Annotated in this window: 15 protein-coding genes; 6 read left to right on the forward strand and 9 right to left on the reverse strand. The window is 61.3% G+C overall.

Annotated elements, in window-relative coordinates; genetic code table 11:
* Positions 1–78 precede the first annotated feature (78 nt).
* From NF78_RS18765 to NF78_RS18775, 3 genes are all read right to left on the reverse strand, one after another.
* Positions 79–816 (reverse strand): PHP domain-containing protein, encoded by a 738-nt coding sequence (locus NF78_RS18765; protein ID WP_035990768.1) that lies wholly within the window; start codon positions 814–816, stop codon positions 79–81.
* A 299-nt stretch (positions 817–1,115) separates the two neighbouring features.
* The gene (locus NF78_RS18770) at positions 1,116–1,463 is read right to left on the reverse strand and encodes a DUF3082 domain-containing protein (RefSeq protein WP_263970656.1); all 348 of its coding nucleotides are present in this window, start codon (positions 1,461–1,463) and stop codon (positions 1,116–1,118) included.
* Between the two features lie 216 nt (positions 1,464–1,679).
* Positions 1,680–3,137, reverse strand: coding sequence for a protein adenylyltransferase SelO (locus NF78_RS18775; protein ID WP_035990771.1), 1,458 nt, complete (start codon positions 3,135–3,137; stop codon positions 1,680–1,682).
* Positions 3,138–3,264: 127 nt separating this feature from the next.
* Here NF78_RS18775 and NF78_RS18780 point away from each other — a divergent pair, with 127 nt between their 5' ends.
* Positions 3,265–5,766 carry a GH116 family glycosyl hydrolase gene (locus tag NF78_RS18780; RefSeq protein WP_035990773.1) on the forward strand — a complete coding sequence of 834 codons (2,502 nt, stop codon included), beginning with the start codon at positions 3,265–3,267 and terminating at the stop codon, positions 5,764–5,766.
* Positions 5,767–5,954: 188 nt separating this feature from the next.
* Positions 5,955–6,194, forward strand: a complete 240-nt coding sequence (locus NF78_RS18785; protein ID WP_035990776.1) for a DUF2283 domain-containing protein — start codon at positions 5,955–5,957, stop codon at positions 6,192–6,194.
* A 348-nt stretch (positions 6,195–6,542) separates the two neighbouring features.
* On the opposite strand, the gene NF78_RS18790 is transcribed toward NF78_RS18785, so the two are convergent.
* Genes NF78_RS18790 through NF78_RS18805 form a run of 4 tightly spaced genes read right to left on the reverse strand, consistent with a single transcriptional unit; the run spans position 6,543 to position 9,728 of the window.
* Positions 6,543–8,681, reverse strand: a complete 2,139-nt coding sequence (locus tag NF78_RS18790) for a tetratricopeptide repeat protein (RefSeq protein WP_052050739.1) — start codon at positions 8,679–8,681, stop codon at positions 6,543–6,545.
* Positions 8,682–8,691: 10 nt separating this feature from the next.
* The gene (locus tag NF78_RS18795; RefSeq protein WP_035990778.1) at positions 8,692–9,096 is read right to left on the reverse strand and encodes a hypothetical protein; all 405 of its coding nucleotides are present in this window, start codon (positions 9,094–9,096) and stop codon (positions 8,692–8,694) included.
* A gap of 43 nt (positions 9,097–9,139) precedes the next feature.
* Positions 9,140–9,535 (reverse strand): type II toxin-antitoxin system death-on-curing family toxin, encoded by a 396-nt coding sequence (locus NF78_RS18800; protein WP_035990780.1) that lies wholly within the window; start codon positions 9,533–9,535, stop codon positions 9,140–9,142.
* Complete coding sequence (locus NF78_RS18805) at positions 9,522–9,728, reverse strand: hypothetical protein (RefSeq protein ID WP_035990782.1); 207 nt, start codon at positions 9,726–9,728, stop codon at positions 9,522–9,524. Before NF78_RS18805 ends, NF78_RS18800 begins: the two co-directional genes overlap by 14 nt.
* A gap of 277 nt (positions 9,729–10,005) precedes the next feature.
* Here NF78_RS18805 and NF78_RS18810 point away from each other — a divergent pair, with 277 nt between their 5' ends.
* The 4 genes from NF78_RS18810 (at position 10,006) to NF78_RS18825 (ending at position 15,066) form a co-directional block, all read left to right on the forward strand.
* Entirely contained in the window at positions 10,006–10,905 is a 900-nt protein-coding gene (locus tag NF78_RS18810; RefSeq protein ID WP_035990784.1) for a DUF4230 domain-containing protein, read from the forward strand.
* A gap of 23 nt (positions 10,906–10,928) precedes the next feature.
* Positions 10,929–11,726, forward strand: a complete 798-nt coding sequence (locus tag NF78_RS18815; RefSeq protein ID WP_035990785.1) for a glutathione S-transferase family protein — start codon at positions 10,929–10,931, stop codon at positions 11,724–11,726.
* Positions 11,727–11,729: 3 nt separating this feature from the next.
* Positions 11,730–12,998, forward strand: coding sequence for an FAD-binding oxidoreductase (locus NF78_RS18820; protein ID WP_035990787.1), 1,269 nt, complete (start codon positions 11,730–11,732; stop codon positions 12,996–12,998).
* Positions 12,999–13,320: 322 nt separating this feature from the next.
* Entirely contained in the window at positions 13,321–15,066 is a 1,746-nt protein-coding gene (locus NF78_RS18825) for a dynamin family protein (protein ID WP_035990790.1), read from the forward strand.
* Between the two features lie 41 nt (positions 15,067–15,107).
* Here the strand turns inward: NF78_RS18825 and NF78_RS18830 are convergent, their stop codons facing one another.
* Together NF78_RS18830 and recN are read right to left on the reverse strand one after the other, a co-directional pair.
* The gene (locus NF78_RS18830) at positions 15,108–16,721 is read right to left on the reverse strand and encodes a cation:proton antiporter (protein ID WP_035990791.1); all 1,614 of its coding nucleotides are present in this window, start codon (positions 16,719–16,721) and stop codon (positions 15,108–15,110) included.
* A gap of 193 nt (positions 16,722–16,914) precedes the next feature.
* Positions 16,915–18,642, reverse strand: coding sequence for a DNA repair protein RecN (gene recN / locus NF78_RS18835; protein ID WP_035990794.1), 1,728 nt, complete (start codon positions 18,640–18,642; stop codon positions 16,915–16,917).
* Positions 18,643–18,775 lie beyond the last annotated feature (133 nt).

Raw genomic sequence — 18,775 nt, forward strand, 5'->3', positions numbered from 1 at the left:
ACCACGGGAGCTGCCCCGGCAAACCAGTCGCTGGGGACGGGTTTCAGGGCTCAGGTATCAGGGGCGGGTCGTTTAGGCCTACAGTCGCCGCAGCAGGCTGGGGCCGTGGGTGTCGGTGCCGCAGGTGGTCAGCAGCCCGTAGGCTTGGGCCAACTGCTCCACGGTGGGGGTGTGGCGAGGGCAGGGCACCCAGGCTTCAGGGTTGGTGTAGGCATAGTAGGTTTCCACGCCGTCAATGCCCAGGGCCGCCGCAATAGGAATTAGGCTTTTGGCCGAAACCCGATAGCGGGCCGGGTGAGCCAGCACGGCAATGCCCCCAGCCGCCTGAATAGCTGCAATCACCATCGCCGCCAGCTTGGCATCGCCCCGGGGCGCGTAGCCCCGCAGGTAAGGTTCGATCGCATCGTGGCCAGGCGAAAAGCCGTAGCCCAAGATATGCACTTCGGTTTCGGCCAGAATGGCGGTAATTTCTACCCCTGTAAACAGTCGAGGAATAGCCCCGCCCCGTCCCCCCTGGCGACGGCGGAGGGAGGTGGGGTTGCGCCACTGCCAGTCTTCGAGCCAGGCCTTGGCCTGCTGGTAGCCCTTGACGGTGTGGTGATCGGTGATAGCGAAGGCGCTGAGGCCAATATCTACCACCTGCTCCATCAGGCCAGCGGGGGTCAGCTTGCCGTCCGAGCAAGCGGTGTGCATGTGGAAGTTGTAGGTGTAGGGGCAGCTGGTTGCGTCCACTGCGGCAAAAATTTCTCTCAGCATTTCGGCATCCCCGGTGCGAGGACGCTGGCTAAGGGAGCTGAGATGGGGAGTTGCAACCATGAATCTTGATAGGGAGTGCGGCGTTTTACCAAACGTTCTTAATTAAATATATAACTTTCAGCCGTTGAGCGAAGAAACTTATGTGCTTGGGGGGTCGTTCACAGGCATATAAGCCTGTCATCTGCCTGTCAGCGGATCCAAAGCTGTGCTCCAACCGTTGACAACCACCAGCCTTAACAACTGCCAGTCTTGACAATTGGACCAAAATTAGCCCACAACACTGTTACAGGTTAACAAACCTGGCCGGAACAAAGTGTTCGCGCCTGACCAATTGCCGGGCCTCCTGCCCCTGAAACCTCCTAGGACTCTTTGCTGGGGGCGGGCCGACCCATCAGACGCTGCACCAGCCATTGCAGACCCAGCAAGAACAATCCCAGTCCGGCCAGTCCAAATACGCCGGACCCCAGGGCCGCCATTCCTACTACCAGGGTGCGCACCGCCGATGAAATGTTGGCAACCGCCGGATTGTCTGAGACCACCGGATGAGCGGCAAAGTTAGCGGCAATGGAGATCATCAGGCGGTAGGCCAGCACGGCGATAGTGCCCGCCACAAACGCACCGCTAAAGCATTGCAAAATTCTGGCGACGGGGGTTGCGGCAGGGGAACTGGCGGAGGTCGGGTCGTCGGGCATGGGAAAGGTTGGCAAAGGACTGTCTATATATTGCCAAACCGGGTGCGATTCCTGCGGTTGCTTAACACAGGGTTGAATCAAAACTTCAACGCCTTTCGTAGGGGCAAACGGCCGTTTGCCTCGACCCAAATTCATGCCTTAATGCAGCAACGCCCGATTCCTTTGGGGCGTTGTTGACTTTGAGGAACGGATCAAATGGACCTCTGGACCGTTGTGCTCCTAGCAGGACGCTCAGGTTTGTCCAATTTGCCCAAAAGGATGCTGAATTTTGTCGAGTAAATCGTAGAAGGGCTGCCAGTTGTCCTCGGTGGTGATGGGCTCCCAGACTGCCTCAATTTCGGGACGCAGCAGCACCGTTTGCGGGTTGGTGCCCTTGAGCAATGCGGCCACTTGCTCCATTTGCTCGGCCTTGAGGCTTTGCAAGCAGCGGTGGTAGATTTGCCGCCACGGTTCGAGTTGGGCCGCTGCCGCCGAGTCCGAGGCTTGCAGGGTGGTGCTAAATATGTCACCGGCCTGCTCACGCCAGCGGGGGGAAAACTGCTCAGTGAGGGCAAAAAAGAAGTCGTGGTAGCCCACCTGGACGGCACTGAGCAGGTCGATCGTCTGATTGACCAGGGCGGTGGCCAGATCGGCGTCTAGCTGCTCAAATCCCAACTTCTGCAGCATGCGCTGCCGGTAGTAGGTCTCGTAGCGATCCTTGAAGGGTTCTAAAGCTGTTTCTAGCTCAGCTTCGGGCATGATCAGCTTGAGGGGTTTTTGCAGTGCCTTGAGGTTCATCTGACAGATCAGCGGCTGGTTGCCGTAGCTGTAGCGGCCGGCGTAGTCGAAGTAGGCGGCGGTGAAGCGGGGGTCGTAGCCATCCATAAAGGCGTAGGGGCCGTAGTCGAAACTTTCGCCAGTGATCGACATGTTGTCGGTGTTGAGCACGCCGTGGCAAAAGCCCACCGACATCCACTGGGCGGCCAAGCGGGCGACGCGATCGCACAGTTCCCCGTAGAAATGCAGGTAGCGCTCCTGGGCATCGGTAAACAGCCGCGCCTCGGGATAGTAAACGTCGATGACATGCTCTAGCAGCTTGGCAATCAGGTCGGGGCGGTTGTGGTACTCCAGCCGCTCAAAGGTGCCAAAGCGAATGTGGGACTGGCTGAACCGCACCAGCACCGACGATCGCGTCGGGGAGGGCTCGTCGCCGCGCCACAGGGCTTCGCCTGTTTCGACCAGGCTGAAAGCGCGGGAGGTGTTCACCCCCAGGGCGTGGAGCGCCTCTGCCGCCAGTACCTCCCGCACGCCGCCCTTGAGGGTGAGCCTGCCGTCGCCACCGCGGGAGTAGGGCGTGGTGCCCGAGCCTTTGGTGCCAAAGTCGTAGAGGGTGCCGTCGATGCCGCGCACCTGGCCGTAGAGAAAGCCGCGCCCGTCGCCCAGAAAAGGGTTGTATTCGCCAAACTGGTAGCCGTGGTAGCGCAGGGCCAAAAAGGGCTCGCGCCCCTGAAATTTGCCGAAGGCTTCGATAAAGTCGCCATCGCTGACGGCGGCGGGGTCGAGGCCGAGCCGCCGCACCAGGTCGTCGTTGCGAAAGCGCAGCCGGTGCTGCGGAAACTCGGCGGCGGAAACCACATCGTAGTAGTCGTCGCCCAGAGACTCCAGGGCAGGTAGGTAGTCGAGGGCAAGCAGGGGGTTTGCGGCGGTCATAGGTCTCGGGCGTCAGGACTTTAGCAACAAAGGCATTACTTAAGTATTGCAAATCTAACGCCCGGCGATCGCCTTCGCAGGGAGATGACGCAGCCTATTAATCAACCCGCTCCGGTAAAATTCTGGGATGACTGAAACCCCATCCCTTCCCCAAATCCCCCCCCAGGCGTGGCAGCGACCGATCGGCCAGCCCTGGGAACACCACTACATTGTGCGCTACGCCAGCAACCTCGATGATGGCCCCAGCCACGGGGCACCCCTGGGTGGCATGGGGGCAGGCTGTATGGGGCGATCGCCCCACGGCGACTTCAACCTCTGGCACCTGGACGGCGGCGAGCATCTGTTCCAGAGCTTCCCTGGCTGCCAGTTCAGCCTGTGGGAGAGCACCGGGGCAGGCACCCAGGCCTACGGCCTCAGCACCGAGCCGCCCAAGGATGGGACGTTGTCCGCCTGGCAGTGGTATCCCGCTTCCACCCAGGGACGCACGACGGGGAGCTACCACGCCCTCTACCCCCGCAGTTGGTACCGCTACGAGAATGTGTTTCGCGCTCAGGTCACCTGCGAACAGATCTCGCCCATCTGGCCCCACAACTACAGAGAAGCCAGCTACCCGGTGGTGGCCTTTGAGTGGACCGCCCACAACCCCACCCGCTTCCCCATCACCCTGAGCGTCATGGTGAGCTGGCAGAATATGGTGGGCTGGTTCACCAATACGCAAAAATCCCCCGAGGTGCTGCAACGCGACGACGGTAGCCCCTACTACGACTACGTGCCTGCGATCGGCCAAAGCACAGGCAACTTTAACCAGTTCCTCAACGAGGGTGGCCTCAGGGCGCTGGTGATGGATGGGGCTTGGGAGGGGGAACCTGCCGAAGGCGACGGTCAGTGGTGCATCGCAACGTTGGATGACCCCAGTGTAGAAGTGTCCTACGACCTGCGGTGGAACCCGGCGGGTGACGGGCGCGACCTGTGGGATACCTTTGCCAAGCTGGGGCGATTGATGAACCTGCTGGACACCAGCCCGGCAAAAGAAGGAGAGCAGATTGCGGGGGCGATCGCCCTCCGCTTTACCCTGCAACCCGGCGAGACCAAGCAGATCCCCGTCGCTCTGGCGTGGGATTTGCCCGTCACCGAGTTTGCTGCCGGGGTGGTGAACTATCGGCGCTATACCGACTTTTTTGGCCGGAGCGGACGGAATGCGCGGGCGATCGCCTTCACCGCCCTGAGCGACTACCAAACCTGGCAGCGGGAAATTACCAACTGGCAGCAGCCGATTCTCGATCGCCCCGACCTGCCCGACCCCTTCAAAATGGCACTGTTCAACGAGCTGTATGACCTGGCCAGCGGCGGCACCCTGTGGAGCGCCGCCACCGAGGCCGACCCCGTGGGCCAGTTCGCCGTGCTGGAGTGCATTGACTATCGCTGGTACGAAAGCCTGGACGTGCGCCTCTACGGCGGCTTTGCCACCCTGCTGCTGTGGCCGGAGCTGGAGAAGGCCGTGCTGCGCGCCTTTGCCCGCGCCGTCCCCACCCAGGACGATCGCACCCGCATCATTGGCTACTACGTCACCATGGGCCTGGAGCAGCCCCCGGCGCTCCGCAAGCTCAAGGGCGCAACCCCCCACGACCTCGGTGCCCCCAACGAGCACCCCTGGGCGCAGACCAACTACACCAGCTACCAAGACTGCAACCAGTGGAAAGACCTGGGCAGCGACTTTGTGCTCCAGGTTTACCGCGCCTACCGGTTCACGGGGGCGACGGATGTAGAATTCCTGAAAGACTGCTGGCCCGCCGTGGTCGATACCCTGCAATACCTGAAGCACTTCGATCGCGACGGCGACGGCATGCCCGAAAACGAGGGTGCCCCCGACCAGACCTTCGACGACTGGCAGCTCAAGGGCATTAGCGCCTACTGCGGTGGGCTGTGGCTGGGGGCGCTGGAGGCGGCGATCGCGATCGCCGAAATCCTCACCGCTGCCAACCTTGCCCCCGGCAACACCCCGATTTTGCTCAGCCAGTACCGCCGCTGGCTCGACAACGGCCTCAAGGCCTACCACCCCAAGCTGTGGAATGGCCGCTACTACCGCCTCGATACGGGCAGCGGCTCCGATGTAGTGATGGCCGACCAGCTCTGCGGCCAGTTTATGGTGCGCCACCTGGGCCTGCCCGACCTGGTGGAGGATGAGTTTACTCTCTCGGCCCTCGATGCCATCTACGACGCCTGCTTTGTGAAATTTAACCAGGTCGTCCAAAGCCAGGAACGTCCCCCCCAGCAAAAGTTTGAGGGGGCGCAGCTGGGCAACTTTAGCGCCGCCACGCTGAAAATGGCGATCGGGGCGGCTAACGGTGTGCTGCCCGACGGTTCCCCGGAAGACCCCGACAGCACCCACCAGCAGGAGGTGTGGACGGGGATTAACTTTGGTCTGGCGGCGTTTTTGGCCCAAATGGGCAAGCGGGAGGAGGCGATGGCGATCGCCCTGGCCGTCATCCACCAAATCTACAGCTACGGCCTGCAATTTCGCACCCCGGAGGCGATCACCGCCCTGGGCACCTACCGCGCCTGCCACTACATGCGCCCCATGGCCATCTGGGGGCTATACGAAGTGCTCACCGCCAGCCCCGATCCGTAGGGTGCATTCGCGGCGCGACACCCCCTGCTGCTACCCCACCACCCCCGCCCGCCGCAATGCACCACAGCGAGGAACCCGATTGTGAGGATATTCGCGATGGTTAGGCGGTGCATTGCGGCACAGGGGCGATCGTCTAGTGCGAAGATTTGAGGGCCGCGAATGCACCCTACCGATGAAGGAGAGCGCCGATGTCAGAAAAACTTCTCTTCCAATACGATCAGGTGAGCGATATTTTCTACATCAACAAATGCGCGCCCTACGCTGAGCAAGAATCCGAAGAAATTGGCGACGAGATGATTGCCCGCCTCAACCCGGTGTCTGGCGAGGTGGAGAATTTGGAAATTCTCTTTTTCTCAAAGCGACTCTTGAATGCGGACTTTCTGCTGGAATTGCCCGTTATCGCTAATTTGCGGTTGGCGGCATCGTAGGGTGCATTCGCGGCACGATCACTTTCAGCTTCTACCCTTTTAACCCCTGCCCCGCCGCAATGCACCGATGGCGGTGAGGCAAATGCGGGGATGCTCGCGATAGGTGGGCGTTGCATTGCGGAGCGGAGATGGGTGGGTGGTGGGCGTAGGTTGGGGGCCGCGAATGCACCCTACCGCAGGAGCCACCACAGCAGGACGGTGATACCGAGACCCAGCAAAAACTACAGCGCTATGGGCACCCGCTGGGGGCGTGTCAATAAGGTGGTGAGAAGGGTGGGGGCTGCTTTCGGTTCTGCCACAACCATTTGGCTGAGGTCATCAAGGGCACGATCGCAGTCTTCTACATTCTTAGAAAGTCCCATATCTTGGTACTTGGTACAGCGTCCGTGCAGATTCGTAGGCTTGACGGGCCTCCCATTTCTGATCAACGCTGGCTAGGGCTCCGCCAAGGTTGAAGAGGGAAGTGGCCTCGCCTTGGCGATCGCCGATCTCCTGCGCGATAGCTAACGCTTGCTGAAGATACTGAATGGCCTGTTGGGATTGGCCCAGAGACCGGTATACATTGCCCAAACTGCCTAGAGAATTGGCCTCGCCTTTGCGATCACCGATCTCCCGCGCGATAGCTAGCCACTGCTGGTGGTACTTAATAGTTTGTTGGTCTTGACCTAACGAATCGTACACATTGCCCAAACTGCCCAGGGAATCAGCCTCACCTTGACGATCGCCAATCTCCCGCGCGATCGTTAATGACTGTTGCTGGTACTCAAGAGCCTGTTGATATTGGCCCAGCGACTGGTATACATTGCCCAAATTGCCTAGGGAACTGGCTTCGCCACGGCGACTTTCCTGCGGAAACGCTTTGCGAACGCCGATCTCCCGCATGATCGCTAGTGATTGTTGATGGTATTTAATTGCCTGGTGGTATTCGCCTAAAGAATGATACACATTACCCAAATTGCTTAGTGAATTGGCTTCCCCATGGCGGCTTTCCAGCAGAAACGCTTCTTGAACGCTCATCTCCCGCTTGATCGCTAATGACCGCTGATGGCACTCAATTGCCTGTTGGTACTGCCCCCGCGAATTGTACACAATGCCTAAGTTGCCGCAAACAGCAGCAAATGTGAGGTTTTCTGCTTGGGTCGGTCGCCATTGCCGATATAGCTGACCATACAGGTCAGCCAGGGTAGCGTAGTATCCGCGCAAACTAAAAAATATGTCGCACTTGCCAACTACAATTGCCGCATCGTTAAAGCGGCCCAGCTGCACTTGGTGATAGAACGTCTCTAAATACTCCTTGGCGGCGTCTTGGGTGTCATTCGGGCCAAATTCCTGTCGGCGGTGGCTCCAAAAGTAGGCGATCGCCCGTTCATGGGCGGTAGTCAAATCCCCCGCCTGCCGCTGCACAAACTCGCGAATGCGGGGCTGTAGGCGAAATTGTAGGTGGCCTGCGGCACTGGGCTGGGACAGCTCTTGCAGCAGCGACCTTCTATCCAAATCGCGCAGGTCAGCATCCGTCACCGGCTGCTCCAGCACCAGGGCAGCGGCCATCTCCGCCGTAAATTCGTTTTGAAACACACTGGCCTGGTTCAGCAGGTGCCGCAGCGGCTCCGGCAGCCGCTCCAGGCTCCAAACCAGCACATCCTCGGCACTGATGTCGGTTTCGTAGGGGCGATCGCCCCTGAGCTGAAACAGATTGTCGAACTGTTCCAGATGACTCACCCAGCGGTTGCCGGGGCGATATTCATTGCACAGCCACCCCGCCACCAGGGTCAGCGCCAGGGGGTTGCCCTGTAGCCGCTGGGCCAGGGGCACCAGGGCAGCCGGGTCGTTCTCCACCCCCAGCGCCCCTAGCAGTGCCGCCCCTTCCTCCGGGCTCAGCCCCTCATCCAGCAGCAGCCACTCCGACTGTCGCCAGCCAAAGTACTTGGCTGGGTATTCTCGACTGGCCAGCAGCAGCACACTCTGGCTGCCCAACTGCTGAAAATCGCGCAGAAAGTCGGCATAGCCCCCCTGCCACTCTCCTTCCGGCGTCAGCAGCGACTCCATATTGTCGATCGCCAGCAGGTAGCGGCCCATTTGTAGATGGCGCAGCAGCCGCTGGGGCAGGTCTTTATCCTCAATAGCCTGCACCTGGTCAATGGGCACGTCTAGCTCCAGCAACGCCCGCCGGGCCAGGGCCGATAAGTTGGTACCGGTACGCACATCGGCCCAAAATTTGCTGGCAAAGCCAGGGCAGTCGGCAAAAGCTTTGCCCACCAGGGTGCTCTTGCCAATGCCCCCCTCGCCCCGCACGCCAATGATGGCGGTGGTGCCCTCTTGCAGCCAGGTGTTGAGCTGGCCCAACTGCTCCTGCCGTCCCTGGAAGTAGCGCAGCTCCGGCAGCGGGTCGCTGTAGATTAGCCGAGCCTTTTCGGCCTCGTGGATGGTGATGATGTTGGTTTGGTGCTCAACCGTTCCCTGGTTGAGGACGCCAATTTTTTCAACCACCGGCTGGCCCCTACAGGTTGATGGTGTTTTGCTGGTTGACGATGGTGCCCTGGTTGACGACACCGATTTTCTCCGCCAGCTGGGTCATATTCACGATCGCCCCCGGCTGGGCCTGCACCGCCGTTTGAATCGCCTGGGCTGAGGTTTGTAGCTCAGGATCTTGGGCTGCCAAGGCTTCTACAGTTGTGACTAAAGCGGCGATGCCGTGAGTGGCGGGCTGTTGTTCAGCTAAGGCGGGGTTTTGGGCCACTTGCTCAATGGCCTCAGCGGTTTTGGGGTCTTGCTTCCGCAGGGTGGCGAGAAAGCTGCTAACGAGGTTCCACACGCTATCGGATAGCTTTTCGCCGGTTTTCTCAAAGGCTTTGGTCGCTACTAGCGTAGCGATCGCAGCGGCAGTCAGGCTCACGGGTTCCATCGCAGCGGCTCCAATGGGGCGATCGGGTTGCCATCATTGTAGGCTATGGCTTTGGGGCGATCGCCGCTGCCAACCGCTGAGCCAGCTCGGTTTTGCCCAGTTGCCCCTGGGCCACCTGCATGACTAAAGCGTAGGCTGCATCAGGCGTCAGCCCCAGTCGAGCACCGTTGAGCCGGATGAAGGTATCCATCACCGCAAACGCCGTGCGCTTGTTGCCGTCCACAAAGGGGTGCTTCTTGGCCAGGTGGTATAAGTATGCCGCTGCCTGGTCGGCCAGGGTAGGATGCAGCAGCTGGCCGCCAAAGGTGGCCTGGGGCTGGGCCAGGGCAGACTCCATCAGCTCGATATCGCGCACCCCAGACGTACCACCAAACCGCTCAATCTGACGGCTATGGATCATTAAAACCGTTTCAGCATCGAGAAATTTAGGAGTTGGCAAGACGGGTATAGACCTCTTCGTACGCTTGCTCCGATGCCAGGTAGGCCTGCATCGCCTCTTCAGAGGAGGCCATTGGGGGGCTGTCGTGGAGCGCCTTCACGTAGGCCAGCGTCTCGGCCAGGGCTTCTACAGAGAGTTGATCCAGCTCGGCCAGGATTTGTTCTTTGAGAGTGGCGGCGATCGCAGTAGTCATAGTGCTGGCCTCAACCAAAGGGCTTGCTTCACTATTTTAGTGCTGCGACGGACGATAGAAGCCGATCGAAGGCAGTGCTGGACCAGCCTACTTTTGACAGGCTTTGACAGGTTAAAGGTTCACGGTATACGGTTCACGGGCCTCCCTGAAAGGTGTGGAGTACAATTAAACTGGTGAAATTAGCCCACCCGCCCACTCACCTACCCGCCCACTCACCTACCCGCCCACTCACCTACCCGCCCACCCACCTACCCGCCCACCCATCCACCCGCCGCCCATGCGCCCTGCACCGCCCGATCGCACCCCACCCTCCCCGCCGCGCTACGCTGACCCCAGCGTCCCGGTGGATCCCTGGCCGATTCCGGTAAGCGAGCCGCAGCCGCAGCCCCAGCCGGTTCGGCCATCGCGATCGCGCCGCGAATCCCCCCGGTTTGCGCCCTTCCAACCCCTCCGCACGGTGTTCAATGCGCTGATCGGTGGGGCGGTGCTGGTGGGGGTAGTGGCGGCGGTGGGCTTTTGGCGATCGCCCGATCGCTTTCTGGAGGGGGCGAGGATCATGCTGACTCCGGCCCAGCCGGAGCCCCAGGTGGATGTGCGGTCGGTGGTGGTGCAGCAGCTGCGGGGGGCTAGCGAGCTGACCACGGCGATTTTTGCCATGGAGGCGGTGGTGCCCACCCGCAGCGATCGCACCCTGGCGGGCTACGTGATCGGCTCCACCAATCTGCTCTACATTGCCTACGGCGAGGTGCGGGCCGGGGTGGACCTGGCGGAACTGACCGCCAGCGACATTCAGGTAAGTGGCGATTCCGCCATTCAGGTTACCCTGCCCCCGGCCAAAATTCTGGACAGCAAGATCGACCTCAGCCGCTCCAACGTGTTTGACTACAGCCGGGGCTTTTTGGGGCTGGGGCCAGATGTCGCGCCTGAGCTACAGGAAAAAGCTCAGCAAGAGGCGCTGATCAAAATAGAAGAGGCCGCCTGCCAGGAAAATCTGCTGGCCGAGGCCAACCGCCGGGCCGAAGTTACAGTTGCTCAGCTCCTGGCTACCGCTGGGTTTGAAACCGTCACTGTTACCACCCAGCCGCCGACTAATTCCGCCTGTGCAGCGCCCGCAAATAGCGATACAGTGTTACCGGGTTTAGCAGTACCCACCCCGCCCCCCGAACCGGGCCAGTAAATCCGGCTAACAGAGGACTCCCTATGCTAGATCTGTACCAGTTTGAAGCTTCCACCTTTGCCGAAAAGGTGCGCCTGATCCTCGACTACAAGCAGGTGCCCTACCGCAAGGTCGAAGTCACCCCCGGCGTAGGCCAGGTGGAGGTGTTCCAACTGTCGGGCCAGCGCCAGGTGCCCGTGCTCAAAGACGGCGAACTGGTGATCCCCGATTCCACCGCGATCGCCCTCCACCTGGAGAAAACTTACCCCGATCGCCCCCTGATTCCCACTGACCCCAAGCCCAGGGGCCTGTGCCTGGCCCTGGAGGCCTGGGCCGACGAGGCGATCGTGCCCAAGGCCCGGGTGGTGATGGTCGGTGCCTTTAAGCAGCACCCCAACTTCCGCACGGCACTGCTGCCCAGCTTTACCCCCGCCCCCCTGCGTTCCCTGGTGGGGTCCCTGCCCGGCGACCTGCTGAATCTGGTGGGTACCGGCGTTGGCTTTGGCCCCGACGACATCAAAGTGGCCACCGCTGGCCTGCGCCAGGACCTCGAAGCCCTGGTGCTGATGCTGCAAAATAGCCCCTACCTGCTGGGGGATGCCCCCAGCCTGGCGGACTTTGCCGTGGCCGCCGCCACCATGTACCTCAAGTTTCCCACCGCCCAGTACGTGGACCTGCCCGAGGGCATTGGCGGCAAGGGGGTGCCCGGCATTGCCGATGTGCCGGAGTTTCAGGTCTTCTTTGACTGGCGCGATCGCCTCTACGCCGAGTTCCGCACCGCCCGCACCAGTGTCCCCCCCGCCAGCCCAGGCAGCGGCCCTACCCCCATCAGCATCGACTAGGGTATGGCCACCGTTGCTGAAATTCTAGGGGATACATTGGGGAGCGATGGGATTCTTGCTCCCGATGCTTTTGATCTGCCCACTCACTTGAATCCAGCCGCCGTGGCCTGCCCCGCCACCGAAGCGGAACTGGCCGCGGTGATGGCCTGTGCCTACGAGCATCGCTGGCGGGTGGTGCCCTGCGGCAGCGGCAGCAAGCTCACCTGGGGTGGCCTGGGCCATGGAGCGGATCTGATTCTCAGCACCGCTCGGCTCAACCAGGTAATTGACCATGCGGTGGGGGATATGACCCTCACCGCCCAGGCTGGGGTGCAGCTGGCGGAACTGGCTCCCAGATTGGCTCAGCACCGTCAGTTCCTGGCCGTAGACCCGGCCTACCCCGATCGCGCTACCCTGGGCGGCATCGTTGCCACCGCCGATACCGGTTCTCTGCGTCAGCGCTACGGCAGCCTGCGGGACATGTTGATCGGGATTTCCTTTGTCCGCTACGACGGCCAGATCGCTAAGGCTGGCGGTCGCGTGGTCAAAAATGTGGCGGGCTACGACCTGATGAAGCTGATGACCGGCTCCTACGGCACCCTGGGCATCATTTCTCAGCTCACTTTTCGCCTGTACCCGGTGCAGGAAGCGTCTAAAACGGTGGTGGTGACCGGGGCGGCTGACTCGGTCAATGCTCTGCTGGGTGCCCTGCGGCTGTCGCCGCTGACGCCCGTGGCGATGGATGTGTTGTCGCCTGCCCTGGCCGCCCGCCTGGGCTACGGTGAAACCCTTACCCTGCTGGCCCGGTTTCAGGCGATCGCGCCGGGGGTAGATGAACAGGTAGACTCGCTTCTGGCTATGGTGGGCACTGAGCTATCAGCCCACGTTCTGGAGGGGCCGGAGGACGGACGGGTCTGGACGGCTCTGACCGAGGCGTTATTTCCCTCCGCTCCGGAACCGGAGGTGGTCGTAGCCAAAGTGGGTTTGCGAGCATCCCAGGCTGTAGCCTGGTTGGCGACGTTGCCCCCGGCTAGTCTGGCTCGGTTCCACGGGGGCAGCGGCCTTGGCACGGTGCGGTTGCCCGGGGCGACGGCCGCGGTCGTGCAGAATCTGCGAGCCCTGGCCGCAACCGCTGGCGGTTATCTCACCCTGCTCGAAGCTCCTCTGGGGCTCAAAAAAGATGTGGATGTGTGGGGCTACAGCGGCAACGCTCTGGCTCTCATCAAAGCCCTCAAACGTCAGTTTGACCCCGATAGCGGCCTCAGCCCAGGGCGCTTTGTGGGCGGTCTCTAAGCGGCTATATGCTTCTGATTTCGCAAGTGATGGCCTGGTGCAGCGTCAAAGCTAAACATTAGGGTTCCCGTAGGTGAGTGAAGCGGAGCGTAACCCAACGGCAGTCAGCCCTGTTGGGTTCTGCTAGCGTGCCACCTACAAATTTAGGCTTGACAGAGCACTGACGGGCTAAAGGTTCTCTGGCTCCAGGCTAATTCTTCGTCCGAAGCCCCAGAGGGTGGATGCCAGCCAAACGGAAGGCAGGCCAAAAATTGGGCCGTGCGATAATTTAGGGGCAGGCCAGCCTCAGCTGCGGCCTAGCGGGTACTAAGGAGACGTTGCCGTGGCCAGCCAAATTATTGACAAGACGCTCCACGCCTATCGCGATAACCTCGATCGCCTGCTGGAGCGGGTGCAGACCCTGGCCAAAGACATCAACAACCCCGATCTGCAACTCACCACCCACAACCTGCGGCGCAACATCAACGAGCCGTTTCTATTTGTGGTGGTGGGCGAGGTGAAGGCGGGCAAGAGCAGCTTTGTTAACGCCCTGCTCGACGCCGAGGTGTGCGCTACCGACATTGAGCCCTGCACCGATTCGATTCAGCAGATTGTCTACGCCGAGCAGGCGTTTGTCGAGCAGGTAGAGCCGAGCCTGCGCAAGATTGGCCGACCGATCCCGATTTTGCAAGAGATTTCCATTGTCGATACGCCGGGCACCAACACGGTGATTGCCGAGCACCAGATCATCACCGAACGCTACATTCCCAACAGTGACCTGACCTTTTTTGTGCTGTTTGCCAAGAACCCGTACCAGAAGAGCGCCTGGGATTTTCTCGATTTTGTCAGCGCCGAGTGGCGCAAGAAGGTGGTGTTTATTTTGCAGCAGGCCGACCTGCTGCGCCCCGCCGATTTGGCAACCAATATCGAGCGGGTGCGGGAACTCGCCTACCAGAAGCAGATCAAAGCCCCCACGATCTTTCCTACGGCGGCGGCGCTGGAGCAGGAGGGCGACACGGCGAACAGCGGGTTTGAGCCGGTGCGGCAGTACATTCAGTCGATGGTGTCGTCGGGGGAGAGCTACAAGATCAAGCTGCGATCGGTGAGCCAGACCACCCAGCAGATTATCGACCTGCTGAATGGCGATGTGGAGGGGCTAAACCGGCAGCTGGCTAGCGATCGCGCCACCGCCGCCAGCATTCGCAGCAAAATTGATGCCGGCCGGGGGCGATCGCGCTACGAGGTCAACACCCTGGCCGATCGCCTGGCCGCCCGCTACGAAATTATCTCAGCCCGGATCAAGCGCGACTTTCGCCAGAGCCTGACGGTGCCCATGGTGGTGCGGCGATCCTTCGTGGGCCTGTTTAATGAAGATGCCTCCATGCAGGCCTGGATTGACGACTTTCAGGAGCGCTGTGCCCGCGACCTGCGCACCTCGCTGGAGGAGGTTTCCCAGGAGGGAGCCCAGCACTTCGTCGATGGCATCCGCCAGCTGTTTGAGGGGCTGAACCAGGATCTGGAGAGCGTCAAGACCCACCGTCTGGAGAGCAGCCACATTTCGCTCAAGGTGCTGGAGCGTCGCCAGGAGGTGATCGACAGCGTGCGGGCCAAGGTGAATAACCTGATGGCCGACCACGGCCTGGGAGATATGCTGGTCACCCAGGCGGGGGATATGGCTAACGAAATCGTGGGCGGTGCGGTGATGGCGGTGACGGGTACCATTCTGCACATTATTGAATTTGCGGTGGCTGAGGCAATCTTGAGCGCGATCGGCATTGCCTTTGCCGGGGTGGGGGTGATCGTGCTGGCGATCGGCATTTTGTGGCAGCGCAACCGGATCATCGCCAAGTTTGAGCAGGCCCTCGATAGCGAAAAAAACCGGTTTCAAGAAGAAGTGGCCAGCCGCCTGAACGAAAAGCTGGGGATTATCTACGAAGAAGTGGAGCGCATTTTCACCCAGTTTTACGACTATGTGGAGCGCGAAGAGGCGGCGGTGCAGCCGGTGATCGACCAGTACACAGCGATTCAGCAAGAGGCGGCGACGCTGTTTAGCTCCCGTGTGCTGAACGGAGTGGGGGAGCCACGATGACGGCGAGGACTTTCTGTGGCGGTATCTCTCCCCAGGCAGGACTAGTGCGCTTCGCCAATGCGATCGGGTAGCACCCCTTCTAGCAGCGGGGTCAGGGTATCTTTGAGCTGTCCGGCCCGAATGAACTCGGCGTAGGTGTCCGATTCGATCGCCAGCAGTTCTTCCCGCAGCTGCTCGGAGGCGTACTCGCGAATGGTTTCGTTTTGCTGCTCCAGGCGGGCCATTTTTTCTTTCACTTCCTCCAGCTGCCCCTGCACCAGGGCCATCTGGTAGCCGACAAACTCGGGGTCAAATTCTTCGTTGACCTTCATGTCCTCCAGGCGCTGCATGACGCGGGTGAGGGCGACGCGGTGGGCGGTCATCTGGCTGTACTCCACCCGCAGGGGCTGGTCGCCCAGCAGGCCCAGGTACTCCAGCAGCGGCTTGGTGGTCAGGCCCTGCACCAGCAGGGTAAACAGCATCACCCCAAACACAATGGAGATAATCTCCTGGCGATCGCTCAGCATGGCGGGCACGCTCAGGGCCAGGGCCACCGAAACCGACCCCCGCAGGCCACCCCACCACAGAATGGTCTGGCCCCGCATGGGTAAATCCATATTGGGGCCGGTAATGGCATTGCTGAGGTAGCCCAGGCCGTAGACGCTGATGGCGCGGGCGACAATCATGATCAAAATGGCGATCGCAATTTTGTCCAGCTCGTCCACCAGGCCGTAGAAGTTGGCCTGATCGCCAATCAGCAGGAACACAATCGAGTTGATAAAGAACGACACAAACTCCCAAAATTCAGATACCACCAGGCGAGTGCGGGGGTTCATGCCGATGCGGGAGCCAAAGTTGCCCAGAATCAGCCCGGTAGTCACCACCGCAATCACACCGGAGCCGCCTAGTTCTTCGGCCACCAGGTAGGTGCCGTAGGCCGAGACCAGGGTCAGCGACTGCTCCACCAGGGGAATGTCAAACCGCTGGGTGAGAAACGACAGGCCAAAGCCGATCAGCCCGCCGATGCTGATGCCCACGCCGACAAAGACCAGAAAGCGGGCGATCGTCACCGATACATCGAACTGCTCCAGACCCAGGGCAATGCCCAGCACCAGGTTGAAGGCGACCACCGCCACGCCGTCGTTGAACAGGCTCTCGCCCTCCATCACGGTGGTGAGCTTTTTCTCAACCCCCAGCTCGCGAAACAGGGCCACCACCGACACCGGATCGGTGGCCGACAGGCTGGCCCCCACCAGCAGCGCCGTCGCCAGGGACGCCCCGGCAAAGGTCTGTAACCCCCACACCAGGCTGGCCACGCAGATCACCACCCCGACCACGGCATAGAGCACCACGGGCACGGCGTACTGCTTCAGGCTCTTCCAGTTCAGGTTCCAGGCGGCCTCAAACAGCAGCGGCGGCAAAAAGATAAACAAAATCAGCTGGGGCGACAGGTTGATCAGCCGCACGTCCAGCACCGCCAGGCCCAGACCCACCAGCAGCAGCAGCAGGGTGTAGGGAATGTTGCGCAGCAGGCTAAACACCCGCGACAGGGTGGCTACCCCCAGCGACACCGACAGCACCAGACAAAACTGGCGCAGATGCTCCTCAATCGCAGGATCCTCCAGCACCAGGGAGGGATCTTCAAGCAGGGGTTCGACGGTCAGGAGAAAATCCATAGAATGCGGGCCTAACTTCTGGGACGCAACAGTTAAAGCTGATTTTTGACCACGAATGCCCAGTCTAGCTGAGATCTAACAGTGATTTAAGACCATCCCTGTCCAGGACTCTAAACGTTCTGTCACCCCCCTGAGCAAGGAGGACAGGGTGGACCTCCCCTGTGTCACGCAATTACAGGCCGCTCATCCAGCCTCACGCCCTGGCTCGAATACTGTCGGCCTGGGACAGCAGCGCCTCGGCAAAGGAAAGCGACTGCTGGTGCGACTCGCCCCCAGCTAATTGGGCCAGCTCTTCGCGGCGATCGCTGGGCGACAGCGGCAGCACCCGCACCACCGTGCGCTCGGCCTCATCGGTCTTAGCGCCCTTCGCCCCAGCGGCTTCCACCACATGCTTGCCAACCCGAAAGTGGGCATCGGCCAGGGCCGCCACCATCGGCTGGTGCGTCACACACAGCACCTGGTGCTGGCGACCGAGCTGGTGGAGCTTCTCGGCGATCGCCTGGGCCACCCGGCCCGACACCCCCACATCGATCTCGTCAAACACCAGCGTGCCCACCGGGTCCACCTGGGAAAAGCAGGCCTTCAGCGCCAGTAAAAAGCGGCTCATTTCGCCGCCCGAGGCCGTTTCGGCCAGGGGCTGCAGGGGCTCGCCGGGGTTGGGGCTAAACAAAAAGCGAATGCCATCGGCCCCGGTGGCGGTGGGGGCGATGGGCTTGAGCTCGACCTCAAACTGCACCCGCTCCATAGCTAGGGGTTTGAGTTCGGTGATTAAGCGGGTTTCGAGCTGTTGGGCCACGTCCTGACGCAGGGTGGTGAGCTGGGAGCAGGCGTCTTCTAGGGCGGCTTGAGTCTTCTCGACCTCGGCTTCTAGGGCCTCGATCGACTGGCCCTCGCCAGAGAGTTCGGCGAGGGATTGGATTACCTCATCACGGTAGGCCACTAGCTCGGGCAGGGATCGGCTAAAGCGGCGGCACAGCCCCTTGAGCTGGCGCATGCGCTCTTCCACTTCCTCCAGCCGCTCGGGGTCGGCCTCCACGCTGGCCCCGTAGGCGTTGATGGCGCGCCCGGCCTCTTCGACCTGGGTAAGGGCTTCGCTGACCAGGGCCAGCATGGGGGTAATGGCGCTGTCGTAGCGCTCCATGTCGATCAGAATGGCCTCAGCCTGGCCCAGCAGGTCGGAGCAGGCGCTGCCGCTGTCGCTCTCGTAGAGAATTTGGTAGGCCTGGTAGCTGTTTTGCTGCAGGTCAACGCTGTGGTTGAGGCGATCGTGCTCCTGGGCGAGCTTGTCGAGTTCGTCGGGGTCGTCGAGCTGGGCCTGCTCCAGGTCGTGGCGGTGCATTTGCAGCAGCTCCAGCTGGTCGCGGCGCTGCTGGTCGGCCTTGCGGCGGGCGTCGAGCTTGCGTTTGGCCTGGGTGGCGGCCTCGTAGGCCGTCGCTACCCGCTGGCGCTGGGCCACCAGGGGGGCACCGCCAAAGCCGTCGAGCCACTCCCGCTGGCGATCGCCGGAGCCGAGCAATACCGTTTGCCCCTGGGCGGTGATTTCGACCAGCTTTTGGCGCAGCCCTTCGAGCTGGGGCCGAGTGGCGGGGCTGCCGTTGAGAAACGAGCGACTACGGAGGGTTTTGCCGAGGGTGAGTTCGCGGCGCAGCACCAGGGCACCGTCGGCGGGGGGAAGGTCTTGCTCGGCCAGCCAGGTGTGGATGTCGCTGGGTACGTCGAAGGTGGCTTCGACCAGGGCTTTTTGGCTGCCGGAGCGCACCAGGCGCTGGTTGGCCTTGCCGCCCAGCACGGCGTCGATGGCGTCGAGAATGATCGATTTACCGGCTCCGGTTTCGCCCGTGAGCACGTTGAGCCCGGCCTCAAGCCGCAGATCGAGCTGGTCGATCAGCGCAAAGTTCTCGATGTGCAGGGCCGTTAGCATGGGGGCAGCATGTTAGTACCCACGTATTTTACTGGGAAGCCCCCTGGATACGCTGCTGAAATGGGTAAGATTTTAGCTAGCTCGCCGTTTTGCAGGAAAACATCAGGGAATGCCAAGATATTGCGATCCCTGT

It is taken from the genome of Leptolyngbya sp. KIOST-1 (genome assembly GCF_000763385.1).
GTDB lineage: Bacteria > Cyanobacteriota > Cyanobacteriia > Phormidesmidales > Phormidesmidaceae > Nodosilinea.